Source organism: Paraburkholderia sp. IW21, from assembly GCF_041321145.1.
Classification (GTDB): Bacteria; Pseudomonadota; Gammaproteobacteria; order Burkholderiales; family Burkholderiaceae; genus Paraburkholderia.
The window spans coordinates 65,791-91,032 of the sequence record NZ_JBGGWA010000004.1 but is presented as its reverse complement, the minus strand read 5'-3'; the positions used below and the strand labels follow the sequence as shown (position 1 = coordinate 91,032).

The following is a 25,242-nucleotide window of genomic DNA, read 5'->3' as shown; positions in this document are numbered from 1 at the left end:
GCCGTTTGCGCGCCGGCAATGTGCGCGAACGCCCACCCGCAGGCCGACTGTCGCGGCAACTTTCCAAAAGGAGGGCGTCTAAGCATTAGAATAGGCGTCTATCAGCCAGGTCCGAAAGGCGCAATTATAAGTTGGAACCGGACCGCTTCCGGCAAGCGCGCATCGCTCGTTTTCCAGATGGTTTTACCGATCCCTCGGCGATGCGCCGGTCAAAATTCTCCATTGCACGCAAGTGAGCCAACATGATCTCCAAATCTATTTTCAAGGCGTATGACATTCGCGGTGTAATCGGCAAGACGCTCGACGTCGACGCAGCGCGTTCGATCGGTCGCTCATTCGGCAGCGAAGTGCGGGCGCAAGGCGGCGACGCCGTGGTGGTCGCGCGTGACGGCCGCCTGTCGGGTCCCGATCTGGTCCAGGCGCTGTCGGACGGTCTGCGTGCGGCCGGTGTCGACGTGGTGAACGTCGGCATGGTGCCCACGCCAGTCGGCTACTTTGCGGCCAGCGTGCCGTTGAAGCTCGACGGCGGCGAGCGCCGCGTCGATTCGTGCATCGTCGTGACGGGCAGCCACAATCCGCCTGACTACAACGGCTTCAAGATGGTCCTGCGCGGCGCGGCCATTTACGGCGAGCAGATTCTCGCGCTGCATCAGCGCATCGTCGACGAAAACTTCTCGGAGGGCAGCGGCACGTACACCGAGTACGACATCGCCGACGCCTATCTGGATCGCATTACCAGCGACATCAAGCTCACGCGCCCGATCAAGATCGTGGTCGACACCGGCAACGGCGTCGCAGGCGGCCTCGCGCCGAAGCTCTTCAGGAAGCTCGGCTGCGAACTGGTGGAACTGTTCACCGAAATCGACGGCAACTTCCCGAACCATCACCCGGACCCGGCGCACCCGGAAAACCTCCAGGACGTGATCCGCGCGCTGAAGGAAACGGACGCTGAAATCGGCTTCGCGTTCGACGGCGACGGCGACCGCCTGGGCGTCGTCACGAAAGACGGCCAGATCATCTATCCGGACCGTCAGCTGATGCTGTTCGCCGAAGAAGTGCTGTCGCGCAACAAGGGCGCGCAGATCATTTACGACGTGAAGTGCACGCGCAATCTGGCCAAGTGGGTGAAGGACAAGGGCGGCGAACCGCTGATGTGGAAGACCGGCCACTCGCTGGTGAAGGCCAAGCTGCGCGAAACCGGCGCGCCGCTGGCGGGCGAAATGAGCGGCCACGTGTTCTTCAAGGACCGCTGGTACGGTTTCGACGACGGGCTGTACACGGGCGCGCGTCTGCTGGAAATCCTCACGCGCGTGGCCGATCCGAGCAAGTTGCTGAACGCGCTGCCGAACTCGAATTCCACGCCGGAACTGCAATTGAAGCTCGAAGAAGGCGAAAACTTCGAACTGATCGCGCGTTTGCAGCAAAACGCGAAGTTCACCGGCGCGGACGAGGTCGTGAAGATCGACGGTCTGCGTGTCGAGTATCCGGACGGCTTTGGCCTCGCGCGCTCGTCGAACACCACGCCGGTGGTGGTGATGCGTTTCGAAGCCGATAGCGACGAAGCGCTCAAACGCATCCAGGAAGACTTCCGCCGCGTGATCATGGCGGAAAAGCCTGACGCGAAGCTGCCGTTCTAAACGCTTGAGCGGCGCCGGGTTCTTCATGAGCTGCGGCTGCCGTCGAACACGCGGCGCGGGTTTCACATACCGCGCCGCGTTTTTTCATGTTATTGACCCGTGGCGCGCTAGAATTGCGCTCCCTTCACCGCATCTTCGGGCCGGATAGCCGGTTTTCCCACACTTGAGCGTGCAAAAGATATTGATCGTGAGGGTGTCGTCATTGGGCGACGTCGTTCACAACATGCCGGTGATCGCCGACATCCGACGCCGCCATCCCGATGCCCAGATCGACTGGCTCGTCGAAGAAAGCTTCGTGGGGCTCGTGGAGCTGGTCAGCGGCGTGCGCCGGGCGATTCCCGTGTCGCTGCGGCGTTGGCGCAAGCGCATCCTGTCCATCGGCAACTGGCGCGAGATCGGCGCGTTTCGCCGCGCGCTCGCCGCCGGGAATTACGACCTCGTGATCGACTGCCAGGGGCTCATCAAGACTGCATGGGTCGCCCGCATGGCGCGCGGCCCGCTGGTCGGCCTCGCGAACCGCACGGACGGCGCGGGCTTCGAATGGCCGGTGCGCTTCTTCTACGACAAGCGTGTGCCGATCGAGCCGCGCACGCATGTGGTCGAACGCACGCGCCAACTGGTGGCCGCGGCGCTGAACGACCCACCGCCGCAACCGACCGACGAGATCGACTTCGGCATCGACAGCGGACGCGCCGCGCTGGCGCTGTCGGAGGCGAATCTGAACCTGCCGGTGCCGTACGTGGTGTTCGTGCACGCCACCTCGCGCGCCGACAAGCAATGGCCCGATACCGCGTGGATCGAACTCGGCCAGTCATTGGTGCGGCGCGGCGCGTCGATCGTGCTGCCGTGGGGCAGCGAGGAAGAGCGTGCCACCAGCGAACGTCTGGCCAGGGAATTCGGCGCTGCGGCCATCGTGCCGCCCAAGCTGTCCTTGCCGGCGGTGGTCGGCCTGATCGAGGGCGCCGCGGCGACCGTCGGCGTTGACACAGGTCTAGTTCACATCGCCGCAGCGCTGAAGCGGCCAACAGTCGAGTTGTACAATTTCGCCACCGCGTGGCGCACGGGCGGCTACTGGTCGCCGAACGTGGCCAATCTCGGCACGGCCGGCAAGCCGCCCACCCTGCAAGAAGTCAAGTCCGCGCTGGCCGGCTTCGGCCTGCTGTAATGCGCTGTGGGCGCTTCGCCTTACGCTCCATCCGTTTTCAAGGGCGACCATGAACGAAACCCAGATCATCGAAGTAGCGAACGCTGACTGGCACGGACGCAATCTGTCCGTGCCGCGCGAGATGCTGCTGGCCGGCGTCGAACGCGGCAAAGTACTGTATTTCCCGAATCTGCGCTTTGCGATCGAAGGCGGCGAACAGGCGTTGCTCGATCCCGCATTGGCCGACCCGAGCCGCAAGAACATCAGTCTCGAACCGAATGGCGGCGCGCTGCACGGCGTGGCCGGCGACGCTGTGACGCAATCGGCGGTGCGCGCGTTGATCGCGCGTTATCAGGCCAATGCGCGCACTTTGGTCGATGGACTCTTCCCCGAATACAACGGCAAGCTGCGCGTGGCGCCGACGAGCCTGCGGTTGCATCAGGTGGAAGGGCGCGAGACGTCCTGGCGCAAAGACGATAGCCGTTTGCATGTCGATGCATTTCCGTCGCGGCCGAATTACGGCGAGCGCATTCTGCGCGTGTTCACCAACGTCAATCCGCATGGTGCACCGCGCGTGTGGCGCGTCGGCGAACCGTTCGAAGATATGGCCAAACGCTTCCTGCCGCGCATCAAACCGCAGATGCCGGGCTCGGCGTGGCTGCTGAATCTGCTGCACGTGACCAAATCGCCGCGCAGCGAATACGACCATCTGATGCTGAATCTGCACGACGGCATGAAGGCTGACCTCGCGTATCAGAAGTCGAGCCCGCAAGAGACCATGCCCTTTCCGCCGGGCAGCGTGTGGGTGTGTTTCTCCGACCAGACTTCGCATGCGGTGATGTCAGGCCAGTTCATGCTGGAACAGACCTTCTTCCTGCCGGTCAAGGCGATGGCGCAGCCGGAATGCGCGCCGCTCGGTATTCTCGAGCGCCTGAAGGGCAAGGCGCTGGTTTGAGCGCCGCTGTCTTTTTCGGTCGCGCTGTGAAACTCGCCTTCGCGCTGAAGCGTGCGGAGCCCCGATGCTGAGGGCTATTTATAACGCGCTCTGGTGGATCGTCGCGCCGCTTGCCGTGCTGCGCTTGCTGATCCGTTCGCGCAAGGAGCGTGGCTATCGTGAGCATATCGGCGAGCGGTTCGGTTACTCGCGCGGCCGGTTGCCGGAAGACAATGCGCCGCTGATCTGGGTGCATGCGGTGTCGGTGGGCGAGACGCGTGCCGCGCAGCCGCTGATCGACGCGTTGATGAAGGCGCGCCCCGACGCGCGAATTCTGTTGACGCATATGACGCCGAGTGGCCGCGCCACCGGCGAGCAGATTTTCGGCGACCGTGTGTTGCGCAGCTTTTTGCCGTACGACATGCCGCATGCCGTGCGGCGGTTTTTGCGGGCATGGCGGCCGTCGCTCGGTCTGGTGATGGAAACCGAAGTGTGGCCTACGCTGATCGACGAATGCCGTCGCGCGGATGTGCCGCTGGTGCTGACCAATGCGCGGATGTCGGCGCGTTCGTATAAGCGCGCGGCGAAGTTCGGCCATGCGACCAAGGACGTGTTCGGCGGGTTTGCGCGGGTGCTGGCGCAGAGTCCGTCGGATGCGCAGCGGTTGACTGCGCTCGGTGCGCGTAATGTCGCGGTGCTGGGCAATCTGAAGTTCGATATGAGTACGCCGCCGGAACTGGCGGCGCGTGGTCATGCGTGGCGCGCGGCGATCGGCGCGCGGCCCGTGTGGGTCGCGGCGAGTACGCGTGAAGGTGAAGAAGAACGGGTGCTGCAGGCGTTTGCGGCGCTCGGTATCGACGATGCGCTGCTGATTCTGGTGCCGCGTCATCCGCAACGGTTTAATGAAGTGGCGGGGTTGGTTGAGAAGGCCGGCTTGCATATCGAGCGGCGTTCCAACTGGGCACCCGACGCGAAGGTTGCTTCGGCGGCTTCGGCCGCGGGCGGCGGTGTGCCTGCATTGCCTTCGACGGTGAACGTGCTGCTCGGCGATTCGATGGGTGAGTTGGGCGCTTACTATGCCGCTTCGGATCTCGCGTTTATCGGCGGGAGTTTGCTGCCGCTGGGTGGGCAGAATCTGATCGAAGCGTGTGCGGTGGGTGTGCCGGTGTTGATCGGGCCGCATGTGTTCAACTTCACGCAAGCCACGGCGGATGCCGTCGCGGCTGGCGCGGCCGTGCAAGTGCAAGATCCGGCCGATCTGGCGCGGGCGTTGCGCGAACTGTTCGGCGACAGGGCGCGGCGGCTGGCGATGGGCGGCGCGGCTTCGGCGTTTGCCGCGCGCCACCGCGGCGCTACTGCGCGAACGGTGGATGTGTTGATGGCGTTGTTGCCGGAATGAGGCGAAGCGATGCCTCGATCCGGATGACGTGGCTCACCGATATATGTGCCTCTGGCTGGACAAATAAGCCTCAAACCTTCAACAACCCCTTCTTCTCGATAAACTTCACCACCCCATCCAGTCCATCGAGCGCCTTCAGATTGCACATCACGAAGGGCCGTTCGCCGCGCATCTTCTTCGCGTCCGAAGCCATCACCTCCAGATTCGCGCCGACCATCGGCGCGAGGTCGGTCTTGTTGATTACCAGAAGATCCGACTTCGTAATGCCAGGGCCGCCCTTGCGCGGAATCTTCTCGCCACCTGCCACGTCGATTACATAGATCGTCAGGTCCGACAATTCCGGGCTGAAGGTCGCAGCGAGATTGTCACCGCCCGATTCGATGAACACGATGTCCGCATCGGGGAAGCGCGTCAGCATGCGGTCGACAGCTTCCAGGTTGATCGATGCGTCTTCACGAATCGCCGTATGCGGGCAGCCGCCCGTTTCGACGCCCATGATCCGCTCGGCCGGCAACGCGCCCGCCACCGTCAGCAGACGCTGGTCTTCTTTCGTATAGATGTCGTTGGTGATCGCCACGAGGTCGTACTGCTCGCGCATGGCCTTGCAGAGCATTTCGAGCAGCGTGGTCTTGCCCGAGCCGACCGGGCCGCCGACGCCCACGCGCAACGGCGGCAGTTTTTTCGTGCGGAGAGCGGGATGATGAGATGTGTTCATGATGGATCTTTTTATGAGCGAAAGAGCCGCGAATACTGCGACTCGTGACGCGCCGACAGAATGCCTAATTGTGGCGCGAAGGTGTTGATGTTTTCGGGCGAGGTGGCCAATGCTCGCGTGACGGCGGCGTCGATCGGCTCGCGCAAGGCGACGATGATGCGTTGTCCGGCGAGCTGGCCGAGCGGCACCGCTTTCAAGGCCGCGGCGGCCTGGTTCTCCACCCAGCTGAATGCGTAAGCGGCGAGGGCGGCGTCGGTGGCTGCGTCGTGTGCATACGCTGCGAAAGCGAAAGCTGTGGGTTGAGCTAAAGGCGTCATTGACGCAAGTGTCGCGCGCCGTTCGGCGTCGCCCCATTCCAAAGACGCGCATAACTGACGCAGCGACCAGCCCATCTGCTCCGTTTCGCGTCGCAATTCGGCCGACTCGCGGCTCGCCAGAAACTCGCCATTCGCCTCACGTAAGCCGTCCATGTCGTGTGCACGCCAGCGTTCTATCTGATGAGCCAGAAACGGCAGTTCGCCACGCGCGAGTACATCGGTCAAGCCGCTCGCGATCCAGGCGCGTGCGGAATCGGCGTCGGTGATCAGTTGCGCTTCGATCGCGGCTTCGAGACCTTGTGAGTAGCTGAATGCGCCAATCGGCAATGCCGGCGACGCAAGATGCAGCAGCGCCGTGAGTTCAGCGATGCGCATGATGAGGGTGATGCCCGTGGCCGCACGATTCGTCGTGTACGTGATCGTCGCCGTGATCGTGCGCCTGGTCGTGGTCATGCGAGTGACCTTGCGCGTGACGATGAACAGGCTCGTGATCGTGCGAGTGGTCATGCCCATGATGCTCATCGAACACCTGCTGCGCGAGCGCATAGTCTTCAGCGAAGGTCTCATCGTGACCATGCTTGTGACCACCGCCATATGCGCCCGATTCCGGCTGGAACGGCATCGATACCTGATCCACGCTTGCCCCGATGCGCTTAAGCATATCGGCAAGAACAGGATCGTATTCAAGCTTCAGATAGTCGGCACCCATTTCGACCGGTGTGTGACGATTGCCAAGGTGATACGCGGCGCGTGTCAGCGTCAACGCATCTTTCGCGCGGACGTACAGCACCGCTTCGGGCGCGGCGACCACGCGCACCAGCCCGCCATCATCCGCGATCAGAACATCGCCGTCGCGCAGCACCGTGCCGCGCGGCAAAAGCAATGCGACCTCCTCACCGTTGTCGAGCGTTGCCGCGAGACGGCTTTTACGGCGGTCGTCGAATGCGAGCGTCAATGTAGGCGCGCGCTTCACCAGCACGGGCGCGAGTTTCAGATGCGGTGCGATCAGTTTGTCGAGTGTGCGCATGGTTTAGAACAGGAAGTAGCGTTGCGCCATCGGCAGCACGGTGGCCGGCTCGCAGGTTAGCAACTGACCGTCGGCGATCACCTGATACGTCTCCGGATCGACGCTGATCGCCGGGCGCCACGCGTTATGAATCATGTCGGCCTTCGAGATGTTGCGGCAGTTCTTCACGGCAACGATACGCTTGTTCAGCCCATAGCGTTCGCCGACGCCCGCATCGGCGGCCATCTGCGAAATGAAGGTCAGCGACGTGCGCGCTAGCGCACCGCCGCGCGTCGCGAACATCTCGCGGTAGTGGACCGGCTGCGGCGTCGGAATCGACGCATTCGGATCGCCCATCTGTGCCATCGCGATCATGCCGCCTTTCAGAATCAGCGACGGTTTGATGCCGAAGAACGCCGGTTCCCATAACACCAGATCGGCCCACTTACCCGGCTCGATCGACCCGACTTCATGCGAGATGCCGTGCGTGATCGCCGGATTGATCGTGTACTTCGCGACGTAGCGCTTCGCGCGAAAATTGTCGTGGCGCGCATTGTCTTCCGGCAGCGCACCGCGTTGCACTTTCATCTTGTGCGCGGTCTGCCACGTGCGGATGATCACTTCGCCCACGCGGCCCATCGCCTGCGAATCGGACGACAACATCGACAGCGCGCCGAGGTCGTGCAGGATATCTTCCGCAGCGATGGTCTCGCGGCGAATCCGCGATTCGGCGAACGCGATGTCTTCCGCGATCGACGGGTCCAGGTGGTGGCACACCATCAGCATGTCGAGATGCTCGTCGAGTGTGTTGACGGTATACGGGCGCGTAGGATTGGTGGAGGAGGGCAGCACGTTCGCTTCACCGCACACTTTGATGATGTCCGGTGCGTGGCCGCCGCCCGCGCCTTCCGTGTGATACGTGTGGATCGTACGGCCCTTGAATGCCGCCACGGTCGCTTCCACAAAACCTGCTTCGTTCAGCGTATCCGTGTGAATCGCGACCTGCGTATCGGTATCGTCGGCGACGCAGAGGCAGTTGTCGATCGCAGCCGGCGTCGTGCCCCAGTCTTCGTGCAGCTTCAATCCGATCGCACCCGCGGCGATCTGTTCGAGCGCCGGTTGCGGTTGGCTCACGTTGCCCTTGCCGAGAAAACCGAGATTCATCGGATAACCATCGGCCGCTTGCAGCATCCGTTCGAGATGCCACGGCCCCGGCGTGCAAGTCGTTGCGTTCGTGCCGGTGGCCGGCCCCGTGCCGCCGCCGAGCATCGTCGTGACGCCGCTCGCGAGCGCTTCTTCAATTTGTTGCGGGCAGATGAAGTGAATGTGCGTATCGATGCCGCCCGCCGTCACGATCAGGCCTTCGCCCGCGATCACTTCGGTGGACGCCCCAATCGCAATCGTCACGTTCGGCTGAATGTCCGGATTGCCGGCTTTGCCGATTGCGGCGATACGGCCGTTCTTGATGCCGATGTCGGCCTTGACGATGCCCCAGTGATCGAGAATCACCGCGTTCGTCACGACCGTATCGACCACATCGGCGTGCACGCGTTGCGACTGGCCCATGCCGTCGCGAATCACTTTGCCGCCGCCGAATTTCACTTCTTCGCCATAGGTCGTGAAGTCGCGTTCGACTTCGATCAGCAGCTCGGTATCGGCGAGGCGTACGCGGTCGCCGGTGGTGGGGCCGAACATTTCCGCGTATGCGCGGCGGCCAATGCGTAATGTCATGGTGGGGGTCCGGAAATGAGCAGGGTGGTCAAGGCAAGCGTGCGCGCGCCGCGCATCAGAGCTTGCCCATCACCTTGCCGTTGAAGCCGTAGACGATGCGCTCGCCCGCCAGTGCGACCAGTTCGACGGTGCGTTCCTGGCCGGGCTCGAAGCGCACGGCGGTGCCCGCCGCGATGTTCAACCGGAATCCGCGTGCCGCTTCGCGATCGAACGACAGTGCTTCATTCACTTCGTAGAAGTGATAGTGCGAGCCGATTTGCACCGGGCGGTCGCCGGTATTCGACACGACCACCGTGACGGTGGCGCGACCCGCGTTGAGTTCGTGTTCGCCGTCGTCGATGAGGAGTTCGCCGGGAATCATGGGGGCTGCCTTACACGATTAGGGGATCGGATGGTGAACGGTGACGAGCTTGGTGCCGTCGGGGAACGTGGCTTCGACCTGGATATCGGGGATCATCTCCGGCACGCCTTCCATCACGTCGGCGCGTGTGAGAAGCGTGGTGCCGTAGTGCATTACGTCGGCGACGGTCTTGCCGTCACGGGCCGCTTCCATCAGCGCGGCGGTGATGAAGGCGACCGCTTCCGGGTAATTCAGTTTGAGACCGCGGGCGCGGCGCCGTTCGGCGAGCAGCGCGGCGGTGAAGATCAGCAGCTTGTCCTTCTCGCGAGGTGTCAGCTTCATCGAATGTATGCGTTGGGTTGCGCCGGTCCCGGACGGGGCCGGTTGCGACAATGATTGGCGCTGCGTGTCATGGCCGCGATCGCATGCTGCGCATGGGATGCGTCCACGACAAGTGCAATGCCGGATAAGCCGGCTACGGTAACAAGTTCGGCTAACGACGCGCTTACAGATCGGCCGCCGTCAGGATGCGGAAACATCGTCGGGATTTTTATGCAAGGTATGTGCCATGCCGGTGCAACGGGGGCTGCCGGGACGGAAGGAGGGCGGGCGCACCTAATTGGAGCGTACGGGTGCTCCAATTAGGTGCGTTTTCGGTCTTACGCCGGCGAAGGACTCAAGTCGACCAAATCCGAAGCGGCACCGCTTCGACCCCATGCACCACGGGCCGCAACTGAAGCCAGCATTGAGTCAAAGCCTGCTGCAACGTTTCCATCGACCGCGACACCGCCCGCACGAGCAACACGCCATTCGTGACACAAGAAGCAGCGGCCCGCAGTGAATCATCGAACGGGAGTTGGGCAGTCAGCTTTTCAGCGAGCGCGTCATCGCAAGCTGCCCCCACCGCCCAAAGCGTCCCGTATGCGGGAAACCCGGCAAGCCCTTGCGCGGCATCCCGCAACGGATCCTCCGCCGCAAGACTTGTGCGTTCGAGCCACAGTGCCTCGCCATGCGCCTCAACGATCCGCGACACGGCGCGCAAATGACCAGCCGACCAGCGTTCACCCGCCGCTTGCCGCCCGAGCTGGGTAGCATCCCAGCCGATCGCCGTAGCACCCTCGCCGAGCGTCAGGGAGAAATCCAGCATCGCATTCGCGTGATCGAAAACGATATTGTTCTGCGGCAGCCAGTCGAGCTTCGCATGTGCGCCGACCCGCACCGCAATATTCTGCCGTGCAGCACGGCCATTGGACTTGTACCACTTGGTCGCGCCAGGCGTGGTAATCACGGCATGCGCACCGTCGCCCACTGCAACATCGAGGTCGAGATGATCGCCGCCCGCGATCCCACCTGGCGGATGCACGATCACCGCATGACAGATCGCATGGCCTTCGGGGTAGAGCGGCCGTTGCACGCGCAGGGGCCCCTCATGCCGCCGATGCTTGAGCGTGGTCCGCTCGCCCTCTTTGACGAAGCCGAGTTCGAGGCGCGCACGCCATTGCGAGTGCGCGGCACGTTGCGCGGTGGCGAGCGTAGTGTGGTTTTCGTGAAGCGACATGCGAATGGAAGTGCAAATAGACGCGTTAATGGACGCGCTAATGGACAATGGCGAAGCGTGCCAGCGCGCATCAGGCAACGACTGACCGAGTTGCCACAGGATGCGGCGAGAATAGCACGCAGTACTGCATGCGCCCGTCAGACGGCGATCAGTGCGCGCACGCCATCCGTATCCATGTGGGCGCCTTCGCCGCCCGCGACGATCTCACCGCGGCTCATGACCCAATACCGATCGGCGATGTCCTTGGCGAAGTCGTAATACTGTTCGACGAGCAGCACTGTCATGCCCATTTCCTCGACCAGCTCACGCAGTGTGCGGCCGATGTCCTGAATGATCGACGGCTGGATACCTTCGGTGGGTTCGTCGAGAATGAGCAACTGCGGATCGCTCATCAGTGCGCGGCCGATCGCGAGCTGCTGTTGCTGGCCGCCCGAGAGGTCGCCGCCGCGGCGGCTGCGCATATCCTTCAGGACTGGGAAGAGTTCGTAGATGCGGTCCGGGATCTTCCTGGGGGATTTTTTGCTGGCGGCGCCTACCAACAGGTTCTCCTCGACTGTCAGTCGGGGAAAAATGTCGCGGCCTTGCGGAACGTAGGCCAGGCCTTTTTCCACGCGCGAGTAGGTTGGGAGCTTGGTGATTGGCGCTCCACGCCAGGCGATTGAGCCGCTCCTGGTTTGGACGACGCCCATCAGGCATCTGAGCAGCGTTGTTTTGCCCACGCCGTTGCGGCCTAAGAGGACAGTGAGCTTGCCGTCAGGCACGGTGAGTTTCACATCTCGGAGGATGTGGCTGCCGCCGTAGTACTGGTTCAGGTTTTCGACTTCCAGCATTTCGTTCAACCCTTGAATTCTGGTGTTCTTATTGTGAGGTAGTCAACGCCCGAGATAAGACCCGATCACCGTCTCGTCCCGCTTTACCTCATCAAGCGTGCCGTGGGCAAGAACCCGACCTTCTGCCATCACCGTCACCTTTCCCGTGTCACCCGACAACGCCGCGACAAACTCCATATCATGTTCAACAACCATCATCGAACACGTCCCACGCAGGTGATTAAGCAATTCAGCTAATTGCATGGTCTCGTCATCGGTCATGCCGGCTGCGGGCTCATCGAGCAAAAGTAGCGCCGGTTGCTGCATCAGCAACATGCCGATCTCGAGGCGTTGCTTTTGCCCATGCGACAACGCTCCGGCAACCCGCCGCGCCTCGCTCTCCAACCCGATCAAAGCCAACGTTTCTTCAATCCGCGCTTGTGCGTCACGATCCAGGCGCGCGCGTAACGAAGCCCACCACCCTTTGTCGGCCTTCATCGCCAACTCAAGGTTCTCCCACACAGGATGTTGCTCAAAAACTGTAGGCTTCTGAAATTTCCGTCCAATGCCGGCATGCGCAATGGAAGGCTCATTCATTCGCGTCAAATCGATCGACTGCCCCAAAAAGACCTTGCCGGAATCCGGCTCGGTCTTACCGGTGATGACGTCCATCATCGTCGTCTTGCCGGCGCCATTCGGGCCGATGATGCACCGCAATTCGCCCGCGTCGATCGACAAGCTCAATGCATTCAACGCGCGAAACCCATCGAAACTCACGGTCACGTCTTCAAGATACAGAATCGTCCCGTGCGAAATATCGATCTCGCCCGGCACCACCGCGTGCCCCATGCTCGCGACACCGCTCAACGCATGTTCAGCAAGTTCTTCAGGTAATGCAAGATCAGGAACCATCGGGTTTTCGTTCATGAGCGGTTCCTCTTGCGCGTGACGAGTTCGATCAGCCCCATGAGACCATTCGGCAACAACAACGGGACCAGCACGAAAATCAGGCCAAGAAAGAACAGCCAGTATTCAGGGAAGTTCGCCGTAAAGAAGCTCTTCGCGCCATTCACCGCAAACGCGCCGATGATCGGTCCGATCAACGTGCCGCGTCCGCCCACGGCCACCCAGATTGCCATTTCAATCGAATTGCCGGGCGACATCTCGCCCGGGTTGATGATGCCCACCTGCGGCACGTACAACGCACCGGCAATCCCGCACAAAATGGCGGAGACGGTCCACACGAACAGCTTGTACGCGAGCGGGCTGTAGCCGAGGAACATCAGGCGCGTTTCGCCGTCACGTACCGCGGTGACCACGCGGCCGAGCTTCGACGTGACGATGGCCCGCGCGCCGATAAAGGCCAGAATCAACACAGCGAACGTGATCAGCAAAAGGGCAGTGCGCGTGCCAGGATGCGTAATCGGAAAACCGCCGATACGCTTGAAGTCGGTGAAGCCGTTATTGCCGCCGAATCCGGTTTCGTTGCGATAGAACAGCAGCATCGCGGCAAACGTCATCGCCTGCGTGATGATCGACAGGTACACGCCCTTCACCCGTGAGCGGAACGTGAAGAAGCCGAAGACCCACGCGACCACCGCAGGCGCCAGCACCACCAGCAGCAAGGCATAGCCGAGATGCTGCGTGCCTTGCCAGTACCACGGCAGTTGGTGCCAGTCGAGAAACACCATGAAGTCGGGCAGGTCGCTGCCGTATTTGCCTTCGTGGCCGATCGAACGCATCAGGTACATGCCGATCGCGTAGCCGCCCAACGCAAAGAACAACGCGTGTCCCAGACTCAGAATGCCGCAGTAGCCCCACACGAGATCGAGTGCCAGCGCGGCGATCGCGTAGCACATGAACTTGCCGATGAGCGTCATCGCGTAAGCGGACAGATGCAGCGCGCTTGTCTCGGGCACCACCAGGGTGGCGAACGGCACGCCGAGACCGAACATGATGATCAGGACGATCAGCGCGAGCCACGCGCGGCGCGACAGCAAGGCGGGACGCGGCGGCAAGCCGAGTGCGAAGCCGGACTTCGCATCGCGTCCGGAAACAACGCCACCACGTGGCGCGCCGATGTGAGCCGAAGAGGTTGCAGATGTCATCTCATGCCTCCGCGCTACGGCCCTTGAGGGCGAACATGCCCTGCGGACGCTTCTGGATGAACAACACGATCAGCACGAGCACGGCGATCTTCGCAAGCACCGCGCCCCAGAACGGTTCGATCGCCTTGCTGACCAGCCCGAGCCCGAAGCCGCCGATCACCGTGCCGGCGAGTTGGCCCACGCCGCCGAGCACCACGGCCATGAACGAATCGATGATGTAGCTCTGGCCAAGATCAGGGCCTACATTGCCGATCTGCGAAAGCGCACAGCCACCCAAACCCGCAATGCCCGCGCCGAAGGCGAACGCATACGAATCGACCCGCGCGGTCTTGACGCCGACGCACGCGGCCATTCTTCTGTTCTGCGTGACGGCGCGCACGAAGAGACCCAGGCGCGTCCTGGTCAGAACAGCCCACGCAATCCCGACGACGATCAGCGAAAACGCCAGAATCGCCAGCCGGTTGTACGGCAGGATCAGGTTCGGCAAGACCGTGACGCCGCCACTCATCCACGCGGGGTTGATCACCTGCACGTTTTGCGCGCCGAACAGCATGCGCGTCGCCTGAATCAGGATCAGGCTCACGCCGAATGTGGTCAGCAGCGTTTCGAGCGGACGGCCATACAGATGCTTCAACACCAGCCGTTCGAGCACGATGCCGACCAGCCCGGCGGCGGCGAACGACGCCGGCACCGCGAGCAACGGATACCAGTCGAACGCGCCGGGCGCGAAGCGCTGGAACAGATTCTGCACGACGTAGGTGGCGTAGGCACCGATCATCAGGAATTCGCCGTGCGCCATGTTGATGACGCCGATCAGCCCATACGTGATCGCGAGGCCCAATGCAGCGAGCAACAGCACGCTGCCGAGCGACAGGCCGGCGAACAGCGTGCCGGCAATCTGGCTGCGGCGCTGGATCGAATCGAGTTCGTCGATGCCGCTTTGCGCGGCGGCGCGAACCCGGTCGTCCGCTTCGTTGAAGGTGCCGTCCGGCTTCCTCGCGACGAGCGGACGCAGCAGCTCGTTCATGTCGAGATCGTGCCGCGCGGCGACCAGTTGCACGGCTTCAAGCCGCTTGGCCGGGTCGGCGTCGTGCAACGCGGTCATCGCCCACAGCGTGTCGAGGCGCTTCTTCAGCGCCGGGTCGGTTTCCTTCGCGCGAGCCGCATCGACGAGCGGTTTGATCGACGAATCGGGGTTTTGCAATAGCGCAGTAATCGCGGCGCCGCGTGTGGCGGAGTCGGAAGAATCGAGTTGCAGGCCGGAGAGTGCGCCGGCCACTTTCGCGCGCAGCAGATTGTTCAGCGTGACCGGTTGCGCGTTGTCCGCGGCGACGGTTTTGCCGGTGACGACATCCCGTGCGGTGTCGCCGTCTTGCAGCAGCACGGCGCCGGAATCGGTGGCGAGCGCGTTATCCTCGGACAGGGCTTTGAGGACGGCGAGCGATTCTTTGGTGTGGTCGGCAATCAGCTTGTCGATTGCCGCGGATTTCGCATCGAAGTCGTCGCCGGTGAGCGGCGCGACATCGGCCGCGGTGAGCGCGAAAGCGGTAAACGGCGCGCTAACGATAAGCGCGAGCGCAAGGCCGCCGATGCTGCGTCGCGCGAATGTCGGAAATGAAAACGCCATGATGGCCTTTGAAGAAAAACGGGCGGGCGGCGCGGCATCGAGCTAAAGAGCCGCTTGCCGCGCACGGAGTCGTCGCGATCCGTCCTGTCAGGCAACCCGCGAACGCTTCAGAAATGCCGGAATCGAACTGACCACATCCGGCTTGCTCGAATTGCCGGCGATGAACGGGCTCCACGGCTGCGCGCGAAGCGCGGTTTTGGTTCGCCACACCACGTTGAACTGGCCGTCGGCACGTACTTCACCAATCATCACCGGCTTGTGCAGATGGTGATTACCGTCCATTTCAAGCGTGAAGCCCGACGGCGCGGCAAACTGCTGGCCGACCATCGCGACGCGCACTTTGTCCACATCCGTGCTCTTCGCCTTCTCGACAGCCTGCTTCCACATGTGGATGCCGACGAAGGTCGCCTCCATCGGGTCGTTTGTCACGCGCCTGGTGCCGCCCGGCAGCTTGTTGTCCTTGACCCATGCGGCCCATTGCTTCTTGAACTTCTCGTTGGCGGGATTGCGCAGCGACATGAAGTAGTTCCATGCCGCGAGATTGCCGACCAGCGGTTTCGTATCGATACCGCGCAGTTCCTCTTCGCCGACCGAGAACGCGACGACCGGCACGTCGGATGCCTTCAGCCCCTGGTTGCCCAGTTCCTTGTAGAACGGCACGTTCGAGTCGCCGTTGACGGTCGAGATCACCGCGGTCTTGCCGCCCTGCGAGAAAGTCTTGATGTTCGCGACGATGGTCTGATAGTCGCTGTGGCCGAACGGCGTGTAGACCTCCTGGATGTCGGCTTCCTGCACGCCTTTCGACTTGAGGAACGAGCGCAGGATCTTGTTGGTCGTGCGGGGGTACACATAGTCGGTGCCCAGCAGGAAGAAGCGCTTGGCGCCGCCGCCTTCCGCGCTCATCAGGTATTCGGTTGCGGGGATCGCCTGTTGATTCGGTGCGGCACCCGTGTAGAACACGTTGCGCGACATTTCTTCGCCTTCGTACTGCACCGGATAGAACAGCAGGCCGTTCAGTTCTTCGAACACCGGCAGCACCGACTTGCGCGACACCGACGTCCAGCAGCCGAACACGACAGCGCACTTTTCCTGGGTGATCAGCTGGCGCGCTTTTTCGGCGAACAGCGGCCAGTTCGACGCCGGGTCGACCACCACCGGCTGCAGTTGGCGGCCCATGACGCCGCCGTTCTTGTTGATCTCCGCGATGGTCATCAGCGCGGTGTCTTTCAGCGATGTCTCCGAGATCGCCATCGTGCCCGACAAGGAGTGCAGAACGCCCATTTTGATCGGTCCGCTGCCGGCCTGCGCGCGAGCAAACGGAACCTGACCAGCAAGCGCCAGTGCGCCCGACATGGAGCCGAACTTCAACAGACTGCGACGTTTCATGTATTTCCCCTTGCCATTGATGGTGAGTGTTTATGGGCGTCGATTTCAGACAGCAGGGCTTATCCCGCATGACTTGCCGCTTGTGTATTGCAAGGCACATGCCATGTGGCAATTTCGACCTGAAGGCCGTGAATTGCGTGCTGCGACGCGGTGATGCACTACGTCGGTTATGCGTCACGCCGCGCAAAATTGGTGCAGGAGCAGGGCCTTCGCCTCGTTCAGGTGCGTGTCGCGCCGCAACGAAGCGTGTCTATCGGTCAGCGGGCGTGGACGGTGCATGACCGTCGCCCCTTTGTGCATGCGCCGTGCTCTGCCTACACTGAAGGACTACCCATGCGAGGAGACAGGATATGACTGATAGCGCCACTGTCGACACACCCGATATGTCCGCGTTCTGGATGCCTTTCACGGCTAACCGCCAGTTCAAGAGCGCGCCGCGACTGCTGGCAAGCGCGAAGGGGATGTACTACACGTCGCACGATGGCCGGCGCATTCTCGACGGCACCGCCGGGCTGTGGTGCGTCAACGCCGGGCATTGCCGCGACGAGATCGTGGCGGCCGTGCAGGCACAGGCGGCCGAAATGGACTTCGCGCCGACGTTTCAGATGGGCCATCCGAAAGCTTTCGAAGCCGCCACGAAAATCGCGCGGCATACGCCTGGCGATCTGAAGCACATCTTCTTTGTGAACTCCGGTTCGGAAGCGGTCGATACCGCGCTGAAGATTGCATTGGCTTATCACCGGTCGCGTGGCGAAGGGCAGCGTACGAGGTTTATTGGACGCGAGCGTGGTTATCACGGCGTGGGCTTCGGCGGGATTTCGGTGGGCGGTATTGCGCCGAATCGCAAGGCGTTTTCAGGTGGACTGCTGCCTTCGGTCGATCATTTGCCGCATACGCTGAATATCAAGGAGGCGGCGTTTTCGAAAGGACAGCCGGCGTGGGGTGCGCATCTCGCGGACGAGCTGGAGCGGCTTGTGACGCTGCATGATGCGTCGACGATTGCCGCGGTGATCGTTGAACCGGTGGCTGGGTCGACCGGCGTGCTGATTCCGCCGGAAGGGTATTTGCAGCGGCTGCGCGAGATCTGCGACAAGCACGGCATCCTGCTGATCTTCGATGAAGTGATTACTGGGTGGGGGCGCTTAGGTGCGCCATTCGCGGCGCAGTATTTCGGCGTAACGCCTGACCTGCTGACGATGGCTAAAGGCACCAACAATGCGGCTGCACCAATGGGAGCGGTTGCGGCTAGTGGGAAGATTCATGATTCGATCGTGAACGGTGCGCCGGGTGGGATCGAACTTTTTCACGGGTATACATACTCAGGACACCCGATTGCGGCGGCTGCGGCTTGCGCGACGATTGATCTTTACGAGCGCGAACACCTGTTTGAGCGAGCCGCGCGGATGGCACCGATCTTCGAGAACGCCATTCATAAGCTACGCGGCGAGCGGCATGTGATCGATGTGCGCAATCTTGGACTGGTGGGTGGAGTGGAGCTGGCGCCGCGTGCGGGTGCACCAGGCGCGCGTGCTTATGATGTGTTCGTGCGGTGCTTTGAGAGGGGCGTGTTGACGCGATATACGGGCGATATTCTGGCGTTCTCGCCGCCGTTGATTATTGAAGAGGCGCAGATTGATGAGATATTCAGGACGGTGGCTGAGGTGTTGAAGGAGACGGATTAGGGGCAGCGCAGTGGTTTTTGATGGCAAGACGGTTTGCAAGGCAAGGGGTCGGCGCCATGAGGCGCCGACCCCTTGTTTGATTCACGTACGGATGTTGAGGTCAGAAGGCGACGAACGGCCCGGTCTGCGTACCGATCTTCGCACCTTCCAGCACGGTGTACACATTGCGGCCGAAGAAGAACGGCAGACCCCACATGAAACCTCCGGAAAGTCTCGCGCCGAGGTTATCGTAGGCTGCGTTCAGGTTTGCCCGCAAGCTGAGCCCGTTGCCAACCGAGAACGGCACAGTGACGGGTGTGCCGACTCCGCTAGTCGCCTTCAAGACGGCAGACAGGCTAAGGGGGGACGATGGTGTGTACCAGACGCCCACGTAGGGAATTGTGCCATCCGGAAAGTAATACACATTCGTGCCACTGTCGAACACGCCGGTGAGCGTACTGCCCTTGTACACGGTCGTGAAGAAGCCGTTCTGATCCACCGGCACGATATTCGCCGTCGACGGCAGCGCATTGTTCTGACGCGTCCCGACGCCGAACACGAGTTCGCCCGTGGCTGTCGTCTGACCGTCGGCGGGTAATGCCGGCAAACGGATGATGGTGCCGTTGTTGTCGGAGGTAAAGTCGGCGACAGGATTCATGACTTGCGTATCGAGCGGTACGCGCGTGCCCGTGCACGAGCCCGTGGAAGGGCAGTAGTAGTAGGTCGCCGACAATACTTGTCGCGCTGCAAGCGGATAGTCGCGTGCCGTATGGCCGATGCCGATCACGCCGTTGGCGCCAAGCGCCGCTGCCGTATTGAGGTCGATCATGCCACGGGAATTGCACTCCGCCGGCATGGCATATGCGCCGTCGCCGATCACTTGGACCGGCAGATTGCCAGCCGTTTTGCCTCCGATTGTCACGTCGGCTCGTCTGATCGAGCCCCATGTATAGCCGCCCATGAAAGTCGCGCATTGGGCAATTGGAGCGCCTCCGGTCGGATCGTTGGAGGCCCCGGTCTGTGCCGGCAAGCGGGACGCGAGCGTCGAACCTAGCGCGCTTGCCATCACCCGCACGCCGACCGAACCGGTGTCGAGCAGCATATGATCGACGGTCGAGCATTGGGTGCTGCCTTGCGAGCCGGGGAGGCATAGGGTCGCGCTCACGTAGAGCATGTTGGTCTCGCCCATTGTCCGATCGACGACGATCGGCGCAGTGTTCACGTCGGCGACTGGAGTCGGAGTTGGGCTCGGCGTCGGCGTCGGAGTCGGCGTTGGAGTCGGCGTTGGAGTCGGGCTCGGAGTGGGCGTTGGGCTCGGAGTGGGCGCCGGGCTTGGAGTCGGCGTTGGAGTAGGAACGTCACCAGCCACGCCCGCATCTGGGCTTGGACTCGGTGCAGGGCTCGGGCTCGGAGTGGGACTCGGTGTCGGTGTAGGAGTCGGCGTAGGACTCGGCGTCGGCGTTGCCGGTTTTTCGTTGTCTTTGGTCGCGTTCGAGTTGCCGTTGTCGCCACCGCCGCCACCGCAGGCTGAAAGAGCCAAACTGGCCGTTAGCAGCGCGAAGCAAAGTTTCTTGTTGAGGGTTTTCATGTTTCTTGTGTTCCGTGAAATCGATGCGCCGCGTTACTGCAGATCGTCAGCACGGACATTGGCCGGGACTAGACGTGGCAAAACTGCTTTGCCGAAGAAGTTCCCCGGGCGGCCCGCTGACTCGATTTGAAAGTCGCCGCTGCGTTCGATCAACGGACCGGTGCCGCGCGCGCGTCCTGCGCCAGCGGAGACTGCGTTCGGGAAGTAATTGCCGAGGAGCGCTACCATGTCGGGGCGTATCGGCCCCTGCCAGGTGACAGCAAACACCACGTTTGTCGGCAGCACGTATTCGCGAATCCTGACGCCGTCTGCGTCATGCGATTCGCGCACGGTATAAGCCGCGGAAGAGGAAGCAGGCGTTGCCGATTGGAGCAAGGAACGCGGGGCCGAACCCGCATTCGGTGCCCCACCCAGCGCCGCGTATGACGCGATCGGCAACAGTGCCGCAGCAGCCAGCGCGATCTTTACAAATCTCATTACATTGCTCCAAAAAATAGGTCGGAGCATGTTGCCTGCGGGCGATTAATGAGAGTGCCGGAAAAGTCTCAATGAGATGTCAGAAACGACGTCAGGAGACGGCGCTGGAAAGCGCCGTCTCCTGCATCAACAACATCCATTCCGTCAGAACGCGACAAACGGTCCGTCCTGCTTGCCTATCGTGCCCTTGCCGACCGTCGTGTACACACTGCGTCCGTAGAAGAAAGGCAGCCCCCACATGAACATTTTCGAGCCGGAGTGGTACCAGCCGACGTTGTCGTAAGCGGCGTATCCGTTCGCCGACACGCGGACGGCGCTGTCGATCGTAAAGGGCATATTGACGGGCGTTCCCTTGCCATTGGTGGATTCCATCGTGGCTGCCAGGTTCAGCGCGGTTAGCGGCGTGTACCAGCCCGCCGTAGTGGGAATCGAATCGTCCTGGAAAGCGAACCCATTTGTACCGCTGTCGATTGCGCTCCAGTTGAACACCTGACCTTGATACTGAGTCGTGAATTCACCGTATTCATCCAACGCCAGAACGTTCACATTCGACGGCAACGCGTTGTTCGACTGCGTGCCGATACCGAATATCAGTTCGCCGGTGACACTCGCCTGGCCTCCCGTTGGCAGCTTGGGCAGGCGGATGATCGTGCCGTTGTTGTCACTCGGGAAGGCGGCGACCGGGTTCATGACTTCCTTGGTCATCGACATCCGCGTGTTGAAGCAAGCGTTGTTGGCCGTGCAATAGTAGTAATTCCCCGGCAGCGCGGTGGTCAATGCGTCTTTCGAGTCATACGTGCCGTAGCCGATGCCGAGAATACCGTTGGCGCCGAGTTTCTCGACGGTACTGAGGTCTGGGCCGCCGTGCGCGACGCAGTCCGACGGGATGGCGTACGCGCCGTCGCCGACCAACTGGATGGGAAGATTGCTTGCCGTGCGGCTGCCGATTTTGACATCGGCGCGTTTCACCGAGCCCCAGGTCGTGCCGGAACCGAACGGCATGCATTCGGCGATTGGTGCGACGCCGCTTGCGTCGTCGACGGCGCCGACTTGCGTCAGCAACTGGGACCCGAGTGTCGGCAATGCGCTGGCCATGATGCGTACCCCTACCGAGCCAGTATCCACCAGCATGCGGTCGACCGTCGTGCACTGGCTTGCGCCTTGCGTGCCGGGGACGCACACGGTGATCGTTGCGGAAAGCATGTTGATGCTGCCCATCGAATTGTCGACATGAATCGGCACCGTGTTGCTGCCATTGCTGGACGTATTCCCCGAATTACCCGAGCTGCCCGAGCCGTCCGGTTTCTTGATCCAGTCGGGATCGGCGGACCAGGCGATGGAGCCATTGTTCTTGCTGCCGTTTCCATCACTTCCGCCGCCACACGCGGACAGTGTCAGGCCAAGCGCTACCAGCGCGACCCAGAGTGTCTTGTTGATCGTCGTCATCTTGTTGTTTTCCGCGAAATCGATACGCCGCATTACTTCAGATCGCCTGGGCGGACGTTGGCCGGCATCAGGCGCGGCAGATAGGCCATGCCGAAGAAATGTCCCAAGCGGCCGGCTGATTCGATGCGAAAGTCACCGTTGCTTTCGATCAGCGGACCGGTGCCGCGCGCGCGGCTTTCGCCGGCAGCGACGAAGTTTGGGAAATAGCTGCCGAGAAGCGCAGTCATGTCCGGACGGATCGGGCCTTCCCAGGTGACGGCGAACACGATGTTGGATGACAGCACGTATTCGCGAATCGTGACGCCGTTGGAGTCGCGCGTCTCACGAGTGATGTAGGGTGCGGCGGCGCTAGCGGTCACGACTCCTGCGGCGGATTGCGGCGCGGCACGCAGCATTGTTTGAGTGGGCGTACCGGCGCTCGGCGCACCGCCCAAAGTTGCATACGACGCAAGCGGCGACAGCATGGTTGCCAGCATCGCGATCTTCCCAAGTCTCATCACACTGCTCCCCGAAAATAGTCGGAGCATGGTGCCCGCGCGATGATCAGGAAACCGTACGAAATTTCCGCAGCGCGGATAAGAAAGGTCGTAATGAAAGGAAGGTGTCAGGGATGTCGCAAGCCGTCCCATGGTGAGAAGGTGCGAAGGACAACGAATGCCGCCCCATAGCGACGATTAGCAGGCAGCCCACGGGCGCAACGAATGAAACGTCGCTGATAGTTCGCATCACTCGCGGTATCGCCTCTCCAAACGCCACCCGCGCCGAATCCACCGCGAGCCTGCCCTGCGCGTAGCGGTACCCGCTATCGACGAGAATCAGCGGCTGCGTGAGCGACATCACCTAGCCGTTGCTGGGCGGGAAGCGCGAGAACCGCGCAATGAAGCGCCAGAACGGCCGCGAGAACCGGCACCCGCTGGCGGATCATCGCGACCGTACGATCAATAGGTGGGAACGGACGGATCGACCTGGCGCGACCACGCGTCGATTCCGCCTTGCAGATTGAAGACGTTGGTATGGCCGCGCGATTCGAGAAACATCGCGACCTGGGCGCTACGCGCGCCGTGATGGCACACGCAGACGATTTGCGCGTCGTCGTCGAGCTCTTCGCTGCGCGCGGGAATCTCACGCATCGGAATCGACACGGCGCCGGCGAGCGACGCCGTCTGGATTTCCCACGGCTCGCGCACGTCGAGCAGCACGGGCGCGGGACGCGATTGATCGGCGAGCCATTCGGCGAGCGCGGGAGCGGTCAGATTTTGCATCAGCAGGACATCCAGTTCAGAGGACGGCAGCGCGCCGGCCGTACAGAAAAACGTGCAAATCAGAACTTGAAGCGCGGCGGCTGCACGGCGTTCAGCAGCGGCTCGACATAGGTTTCGAACACGTCGGCGATACGGTACTGCTTTTCGTCGATACGCGTGATGACCTGTGCCTTCATGACCGGCGCGGTGCCGACGAAAGCCGCCAGCCGGCCACCGATTTTCAGTTGTTCGAGGATTTCCTGCGGCAGCACCGGCAGGCCGCCCGACACGCAGATCACGTCATACGGTGCCGCGCCGGCCCAGCCGCGCGAGCCGTCGCCAGTGGCGACTTCGGCGTTCAGCACGCCATTGGCGATCAGGTTGTTCTTCGCCAGTTCAGCCAGTTCCGGTTCGATGTCGACCGTCAGCACATGCTGGGCGCGGTGCGCGAGCAAGGCGGCCATATAACCCGAGCCGGCGCCGATTTCGAGCACGCTTTCATGTTTCTTCACTGCGAGTTCCTGCAGCACGCGCGCTTCGACGCGCGGCGCCAGCATGTGCTGGCCGGTGGGCAGCGGCACTTCGAAGTCGACGAAGGCCAGATCGCGGTAGACGGTGGGGACGAAGTTTTCACGCTTGACGATCGACAGCAGATTCAGCACGTCCTGGTCGAGCACTTCCCAGGGGCGGATCTGCTGTTCGATCATGTTGAAACGCGCTTGCTCGATGTTCATGGTGGGTTCGGCAGTTTGGTTTGGCGAGTTTGCGAATCTTGGCCACTGACCGGCGGCCTCCGGGGATGACACCGGGTACAGCTCCGGGCATGACAGGGAACGTGGGGCACGGCAGGGTAACTGCGGAATTGTACCAAATGGCGACGCGAGCCCGTGCCGTTGCGGGCGCCGCGCCGCCTGGGGCGCCCCCCGGGCCGGCCCTCGCCACGCCCGGTCGCCTCCGTGTTAATCCCTAGCGATCTGTCCTTGCGATTCCCGCTCTGATCGTCCAAAAATGTAATCGATTACATTTTCGAGGCGGCTTTCCGTGTCCAAATCGTTGTCCAAAGCGGTCTCCACGAAGTCGTCCAAGGCGGCTCGGCAGCCTGTGGCGCGGGCACTGCGTGCGGGCGAAGACCTGTCGATCGCCGGCGTGGCGGAGCAGGCCGGAGTCTCGGTGGCCACGGTGTCGCGCGTGCTGAACGGCCACGAGAACGTGCGGCCGGCCACGCGCGACAAGGTGCTGGCGGCGGTCGACGCCAGCGGCTATCGCGTCAACGAACTCGCGCGCAACCTGCGCACCGCCGCAAGCCGCCTGCTGCTGACAATGGTGCCCGACGTCGGCAACCCCTTTTATGCCGAGATCGTGCGCGGCATCGACAGCGTGGCGCGTCAGCACGGCTATTTCATGCTGCTATGCGACACGGGCGCCGATCCGGGCCGCGAGCGCAGCTATTTCGATCTGCTGCGGCGCCGCCGCGCGGACGGCGCGATCTGCCTCGATCCCGCTGCTATCCAGCAGGCGCTCGGCGAGGCGTCCAGTGCGTTGCCGTGGGTCGCGTGCTGCGAGTTCGATCCGGCGGTGGGTGTGCCGTATGTCGGCATCGACAACTATCGGGCAGCGGGCGACGCGGTACGGCATCTGCTCGCGCGCGGCCATCGGCGGATCGGGCTGATCAATTCCGATGTCGACTACCTGTACGCGCGGCAGCGCCAGCAAGGCTATCTGGACGCGTTGGTTGAAGCGGGCATCACGCCGGACGCGTGTTGGCGCATGAACCTGAACAGTCTCGACTACGAAGCGGGCGCATCGGCTGCCGCTTTGCTGATGCAACAGCCGCACGCGCCGAGCGCGATCTTCGCGGTGTCCGACACGCTGGCGATTGGCGTGATCCACGGCTTGCGCAGCGTCGGCAAGCGTGTGCCGGACGACATCGCGGTGGTCGGTTTCGACGATATCTCCCTCGCCGCGCAAATCGATCCGCCGCTCACCACCATCGCCCAGCCGATGCGCGAACTCGGTGAAACCGCCGCGCGCCTCTTGCTGCAACGGCTTGCGAATCCGTTGGCCAACGTGCCGGGCGTGCTGCTGCCGCATCGGCTCGTGATCCGCAGGAGCGCTTGA

24 protein-coding genes are annotated in these 25,242 nt (G+C 62.4%); 6 read left to right on the top strand and 18 right to left on the bottom strand.

What is annotated here, in order from left to right; translation table 11 throughout:
• Positions 1–242: 242 nt before the first annotated feature.
• The 4 genes from ACAX43_RS10870 (at position 243) to waaA (ending at position 5,114) form a co-directional block, all read left to right on the top strand.
• Positions 243–1,637, top strand: coding sequence for a phosphomannomutase/phosphoglucomutase (locus ACAX43_RS10870; RefSeq protein ID WP_370708405.1), 1,395 nt, complete (start codon positions 243–245; stop codon positions 1,635–1,637).
• Positions 1,638–1,800: 163 nt separating this feature from the next.
• On the top strand, positions 1,801–2,802 hold the full coding sequence (gene waaC, locus ACAX43_RS10865; RefSeq protein WP_370708404.1) for a lipopolysaccharide heptosyltransferase I: 1,002 nt from the start codon (positions 1,801–1,803) through the stop codon (positions 2,800–2,802).
• A gap of 49 nt (positions 2,803–2,851) precedes the next feature.
• Positions 2,852–3,736 (top strand): Kdo hydroxylase family protein, encoded by an 885-nt coding sequence (locus ACAX43_RS10860; RefSeq protein ID WP_370708403.1) that lies wholly within the window; start codon positions 2,852–2,854, stop codon positions 3,734–3,736.
• A 64-nt stretch (positions 3,737–3,800) separates the two neighbouring features.
• Positions 3,801–5,114, top strand: coding sequence for a lipid IV(A) 3-deoxy-D-manno-octulosonic acid transferase (gene waaA, locus ACAX43_RS10855; RefSeq protein WP_370708402.1), 1,314 nt, complete (start codon positions 3,801–3,803; stop codon positions 5,112–5,114).
• A gap of 70 nt (positions 5,115–5,184) precedes the next feature.
• On the opposite strand, the gene ureG is transcribed toward waaA, so the two are convergent.
• The 12 genes from ureG to urtA form a co-directional block, all read right to left on the bottom strand.
• Positions 5,185–5,829, bottom strand: a complete 645-nt coding sequence (ureG, locus tag ACAX43_RS10850) for an urease accessory protein UreG (protein WP_370708401.1) — start codon at positions 5,827–5,829, stop codon at positions 5,185–5,187.
• Positions 5,830–5,840: 11 nt separating this feature from the next.
• The gene (locus tag ACAX43_RS10845) at positions 5,841–6,521 is read right to left on the bottom strand and encodes an urease accessory protein UreF (RefSeq protein WP_370708840.1); all 681 of its coding nucleotides are present in this window, start codon (positions 6,519–6,521) and stop codon (positions 5,841–5,843) included.
• Positions 6,508–7,173 carry an urease accessory protein UreE gene (gene ureE / locus ACAX43_RS10840; RefSeq protein ID WP_370708400.1) on the bottom strand — a complete coding sequence of 222 codons (666 nt, stop codon included), beginning with the start codon at positions 7,171–7,173 and terminating at the stop codon, positions 6,508–6,510. Before ureE ends, ACAX43_RS10845 begins: the two co-directional genes overlap by 14 nt.
• Before the next feature lie 3 nt (positions 7,174–7,176).
• Positions 7,177–8,883, bottom strand: coding sequence for an urease subunit alpha (gene ureC, locus ACAX43_RS10835; protein WP_370708399.1), 1,707 nt, complete (start codon positions 8,881–8,883; stop codon positions 7,177–7,179).
• A gap of 55 nt (positions 8,884–8,938) precedes the next feature.
• Positions 8,939–9,244, bottom strand: coding sequence for an urease subunit beta (locus ACAX43_RS10830; RefSeq protein ID WP_184007719.1), 306 nt, complete (start codon positions 9,242–9,244; stop codon positions 8,939–8,941).
• Positions 9,245–9,262: 18 nt separating this feature from the next.
• On the bottom strand, positions 9,263–9,565 hold the full coding sequence (locus ACAX43_RS10825) for an urease subunit gamma (protein WP_370708398.1): 303 nt from the start codon (positions 9,563–9,565) through the stop codon (positions 9,263–9,265).
• Between the two features lie 334 nt (positions 9,566–9,899).
• Positions 9,900–10,781 (bottom strand): urease accessory protein UreD, encoded by an 882-nt coding sequence (locus tag ACAX43_RS10820; protein ID WP_370708397.1) that lies wholly within the window; start codon positions 10,779–10,781, stop codon positions 9,900–9,902.
• A 137-nt stretch (positions 10,782–10,918) separates the two neighbouring features.
• Positions 10,919–11,611 (bottom strand): urea ABC transporter ATP-binding subunit UrtE, encoded by a 693-nt coding sequence (gene urtE, locus ACAX43_RS10815; RefSeq protein WP_370708839.1) that lies wholly within the window; start codon positions 11,609–11,611, stop codon positions 10,919–10,921.
• Positions 11,612–11,653: 42 nt separating this feature from the next.
• Entirely contained in the window at positions 11,654–12,517 is an 864-nt protein-coding gene (gene urtD / locus ACAX43_RS10810; RefSeq protein ID WP_370708396.1) for an urea ABC transporter ATP-binding protein UrtD, read from the bottom strand.
• On the bottom strand, positions 12,514–13,698 hold the full coding sequence (gene urtC, locus ACAX43_RS10805; protein WP_370708395.1) for an urea ABC transporter permease subunit UrtC: 1,185 nt from the start codon (positions 13,696–13,698) through the stop codon (positions 12,514–12,516). The genes urtD and urtC overlap by 4 nt, the downstream gene beginning before the upstream one ends.
• 1 nt (position 13,699) lies before the next feature.
• The gene (gene urtB, locus ACAX43_RS10800) at positions 13,700–15,325 is read right to left on the bottom strand and encodes an urea ABC transporter permease subunit UrtB (RefSeq protein WP_370708394.1); all 1,626 of its coding nucleotides are present in this window, start codon (positions 15,323–15,325) and stop codon (positions 13,700–13,702) included.
• A gap of 87 nt (positions 15,326–15,412) precedes the next feature.
• Positions 15,413–16,711, bottom strand: a complete 1,299-nt coding sequence (urtA, locus tag ACAX43_RS10795) for an urea ABC transporter substrate-binding protein (RefSeq protein WP_370708393.1) — start codon at positions 16,709–16,711, stop codon at positions 15,413–15,415.
• Between the two features lie 350 nt (positions 16,712–17,061).
• Between urtA and ACAX43_RS10790 the strand changes: the two genes are divergently transcribed.
• Positions 17,062–18,393, top strand: a complete 1,332-nt coding sequence (locus ACAX43_RS10790; protein WP_370708392.1) for an aspartate aminotransferase family protein — start codon at positions 17,062–17,064, stop codon at positions 18,391–18,393.
• Positions 18,394–18,493: 100 nt separating this feature from the next.
• On the opposite strand, the gene ACAX43_RS10785 is transcribed toward ACAX43_RS10790, so the two are convergent.
• The 6 genes from ACAX43_RS10785 to ACAX43_RS10760 form a co-directional block, all read right to left on the bottom strand.
• On the bottom strand, positions 18,494–19,594 hold the full coding sequence (locus ACAX43_RS10785) for a DUF3443 domain-containing protein (protein ID WP_370708391.1): 1,101 nt from the start codon (positions 19,592–19,594) through the stop codon (positions 18,494–18,496).
• A gap of 399 nt (positions 19,595–19,993) precedes the next feature.
• Positions 19,994–20,437, bottom strand: a complete 444-nt coding sequence (locus ACAX43_RS10780; protein WP_370708390.1) for a DUF2844 domain-containing protein — start codon at positions 20,435–20,437, stop codon at positions 19,994–19,996.
• A 144-nt stretch (positions 20,438–20,581) separates the two neighbouring features.
• Entirely contained in the window at positions 20,582–21,916 is a 1,335-nt protein-coding gene (locus tag ACAX43_RS10775; protein WP_370708389.1) for a DUF3443 domain-containing protein, read from the bottom strand.
• The gene (locus ACAX43_RS10770) at positions 21,916–22,380 is read right to left on the bottom strand and encodes a DUF2844 domain-containing protein (RefSeq protein WP_370708388.1); all 465 of its coding nucleotides are present in this window, start codon (positions 22,378–22,380) and stop codon (positions 21,916–21,918) included. The genes ACAX43_RS10775 and ACAX43_RS10770 overlap by 1 nt, the downstream gene beginning before the upstream one ends.
• Before the next feature lie 441 nt (positions 22,381–22,821).
• Positions 22,822–23,145 (bottom strand): rhodanese-like domain-containing protein, encoded by a 324-nt coding sequence (locus ACAX43_RS10765; protein ID WP_370708387.1) that lies wholly within the window; start codon positions 23,143–23,145, stop codon positions 22,822–22,824.
• Positions 23,146–23,204: 59 nt separating this feature from the next.
• Positions 23,205–23,858 (bottom strand): protein-L-isoaspartate O-methyltransferase, encoded by a 654-nt coding sequence (locus ACAX43_RS10760; RefSeq protein ID WP_370708386.1) that lies wholly within the window; start codon positions 23,856–23,858, stop codon positions 23,205–23,207.
• Between the two features lie 367 nt (positions 23,859–24,225).
• On the opposite strand from ACAX43_RS10760, the gene ACAX43_RS10755 reads away from it, so the two are divergent.
• Entirely contained in the window at positions 24,226–25,242 is a 1,017-nt protein-coding gene (locus tag ACAX43_RS10755) for a LacI family DNA-binding transcriptional regulator (RefSeq protein WP_370708838.1), read from the top strand.

What these genes read in the sequence shown, in the direction of transcription:
- ACAX43_RS10870 (WP_370708405.1), top strand. Translation starts at nt 243, where the DNA reads ATGATCTCCAAATCTATTTTCAAGGCGTATGACATTCGCGGTGTAATC.
- ACAX43_RS10860 (WP_370708403.1), top strand. Translation starts at nt 2,852, where the DNA reads ATGAACGAAACCCAGATCATCGAAGTAGCGAACGCTGACTGGCACGGA.
- waaA (WP_370708402.1), top strand. Translation starts at nt 3,801, where the DNA reads ATGCTGAGGGCTATTTATAACGCGCTCTGGTGGATCGTCGCGCCGCTT.
- ureG (WP_370708401.1), bottom strand. Translation starts at nt 5,829, where the DNA reads ATGAACACATCTCATCATCCCGCTCTCCGCACGAAAAAACTGCCGCCG.
- ACAX43_RS10845 (WP_370708840.1), bottom strand. Translation starts at nt 6,521, where the DNA reads ATGCGCATCGCTGAACTCACGGCGCTGCTGCATCTTGCGTCGCCGGCA.
- ureE (WP_370708400.1), bottom strand. Translation starts at nt 7,173, where the DNA reads ATGCGCACACTCGACAAACTGATCGCACCGCATCTGAAACTCGCGCCC.
- ureC (WP_370708399.1), bottom strand. Translation starts at nt 8,883, where the DNA reads ATGACATTACGCATTGGCCGCCGCGCATACGCGGAAATGTTCGGCCCC.
- ACAX43_RS10830 (WP_184007719.1), bottom strand. Translation starts at nt 9,244, where the DNA reads ATGATTCCCGGCGAACTCCTCATCGACGACGGCGAACACGAACTCAAC.
- ACAX43_RS10825 (WP_370708398.1), bottom strand. Translation starts at nt 9,565, where the DNA reads ATGAAGCTGACACCTCGCGAGAAGGACAAGCTGCTGATCTTCACCGCC.
- ACAX43_RS10820 (WP_370708397.1), bottom strand. Translation starts at nt 10,781, where the DNA reads ATGTCGCTTCACGAAAACCACACTACGCTCGCCACCGCGCAACGTGCC.
- urtE (WP_370708839.1), bottom strand. Translation starts at nt 11,611, where the DNA reads ATGCTGGAAGTCGAAAACCTGAACCAGTACTACGGCGGCAGCCACATC.
- urtD (WP_370708396.1), bottom strand. Translation starts at nt 12,517, where the DNA reads ATGAACGAAAACCCGATGGTTCCTGATCTTGCATTACCTGAAGAACTT.
- urtC (WP_370708395.1), bottom strand. Translation starts at nt 13,698, where the DNA reads ATGACATCTGCAACCTCTTCGGCTCACATCGGCGCGCCACGTGGTGGC.
- urtB (WP_370708394.1), bottom strand. Translation starts at nt 15,325, where the DNA reads ATGGCGTTTTCATTTCCGACATTCGCGCGACGCAGCATCGGCGGCCTT.
- urtA (WP_370708393.1), bottom strand. Translation starts at nt 16,711, where the DNA reads ATGAAACGTCGCAGTCTGTTGAAGTTCGGCTCCATGTCGGGCGCACTG.
- ACAX43_RS10790 (WP_370708392.1), top strand. Translation starts at nt 17,062, where the DNA reads ATGACTGATAGCGCCACTGTCGACACACCCGATATGTCCGCGTTCTGG.
- ACAX43_RS10780 (WP_370708390.1), bottom strand. Translation starts at nt 20,437, where the DNA reads ATGAGATTTGTAAAGATCGCGCTGGCTGCTGCGGCACTGTTGCCGATC.
- ACAX43_RS10775 (WP_370708389.1), bottom strand. Translation starts at nt 21,916, where the DNA reads ATGCGGCGTATCGATTTCGCGGAAAACAACAAGATGACGACGATCAAC.
- ACAX43_RS10770 (WP_370708388.1), bottom strand. Translation starts at nt 22,380, where the DNA reads ATGAGACTTGGGAAGATCGCGATGCTGGCAACCATGCTGTCGCCGCTT.
- ACAX43_RS10765 (WP_370708387.1), bottom strand. Translation starts at nt 23,145, where the DNA reads ATGCAAAATCTGACCGCTCCCGCGCTCGCCGAATGGCTCGCCGATCAA.
- ACAX43_RS10760 (WP_370708386.1), bottom strand. Translation starts at nt 23,858, where the DNA reads ATGAACATCGAGCAAGCGCGTTTCAACATGATCGAACAGCAGATCCGC.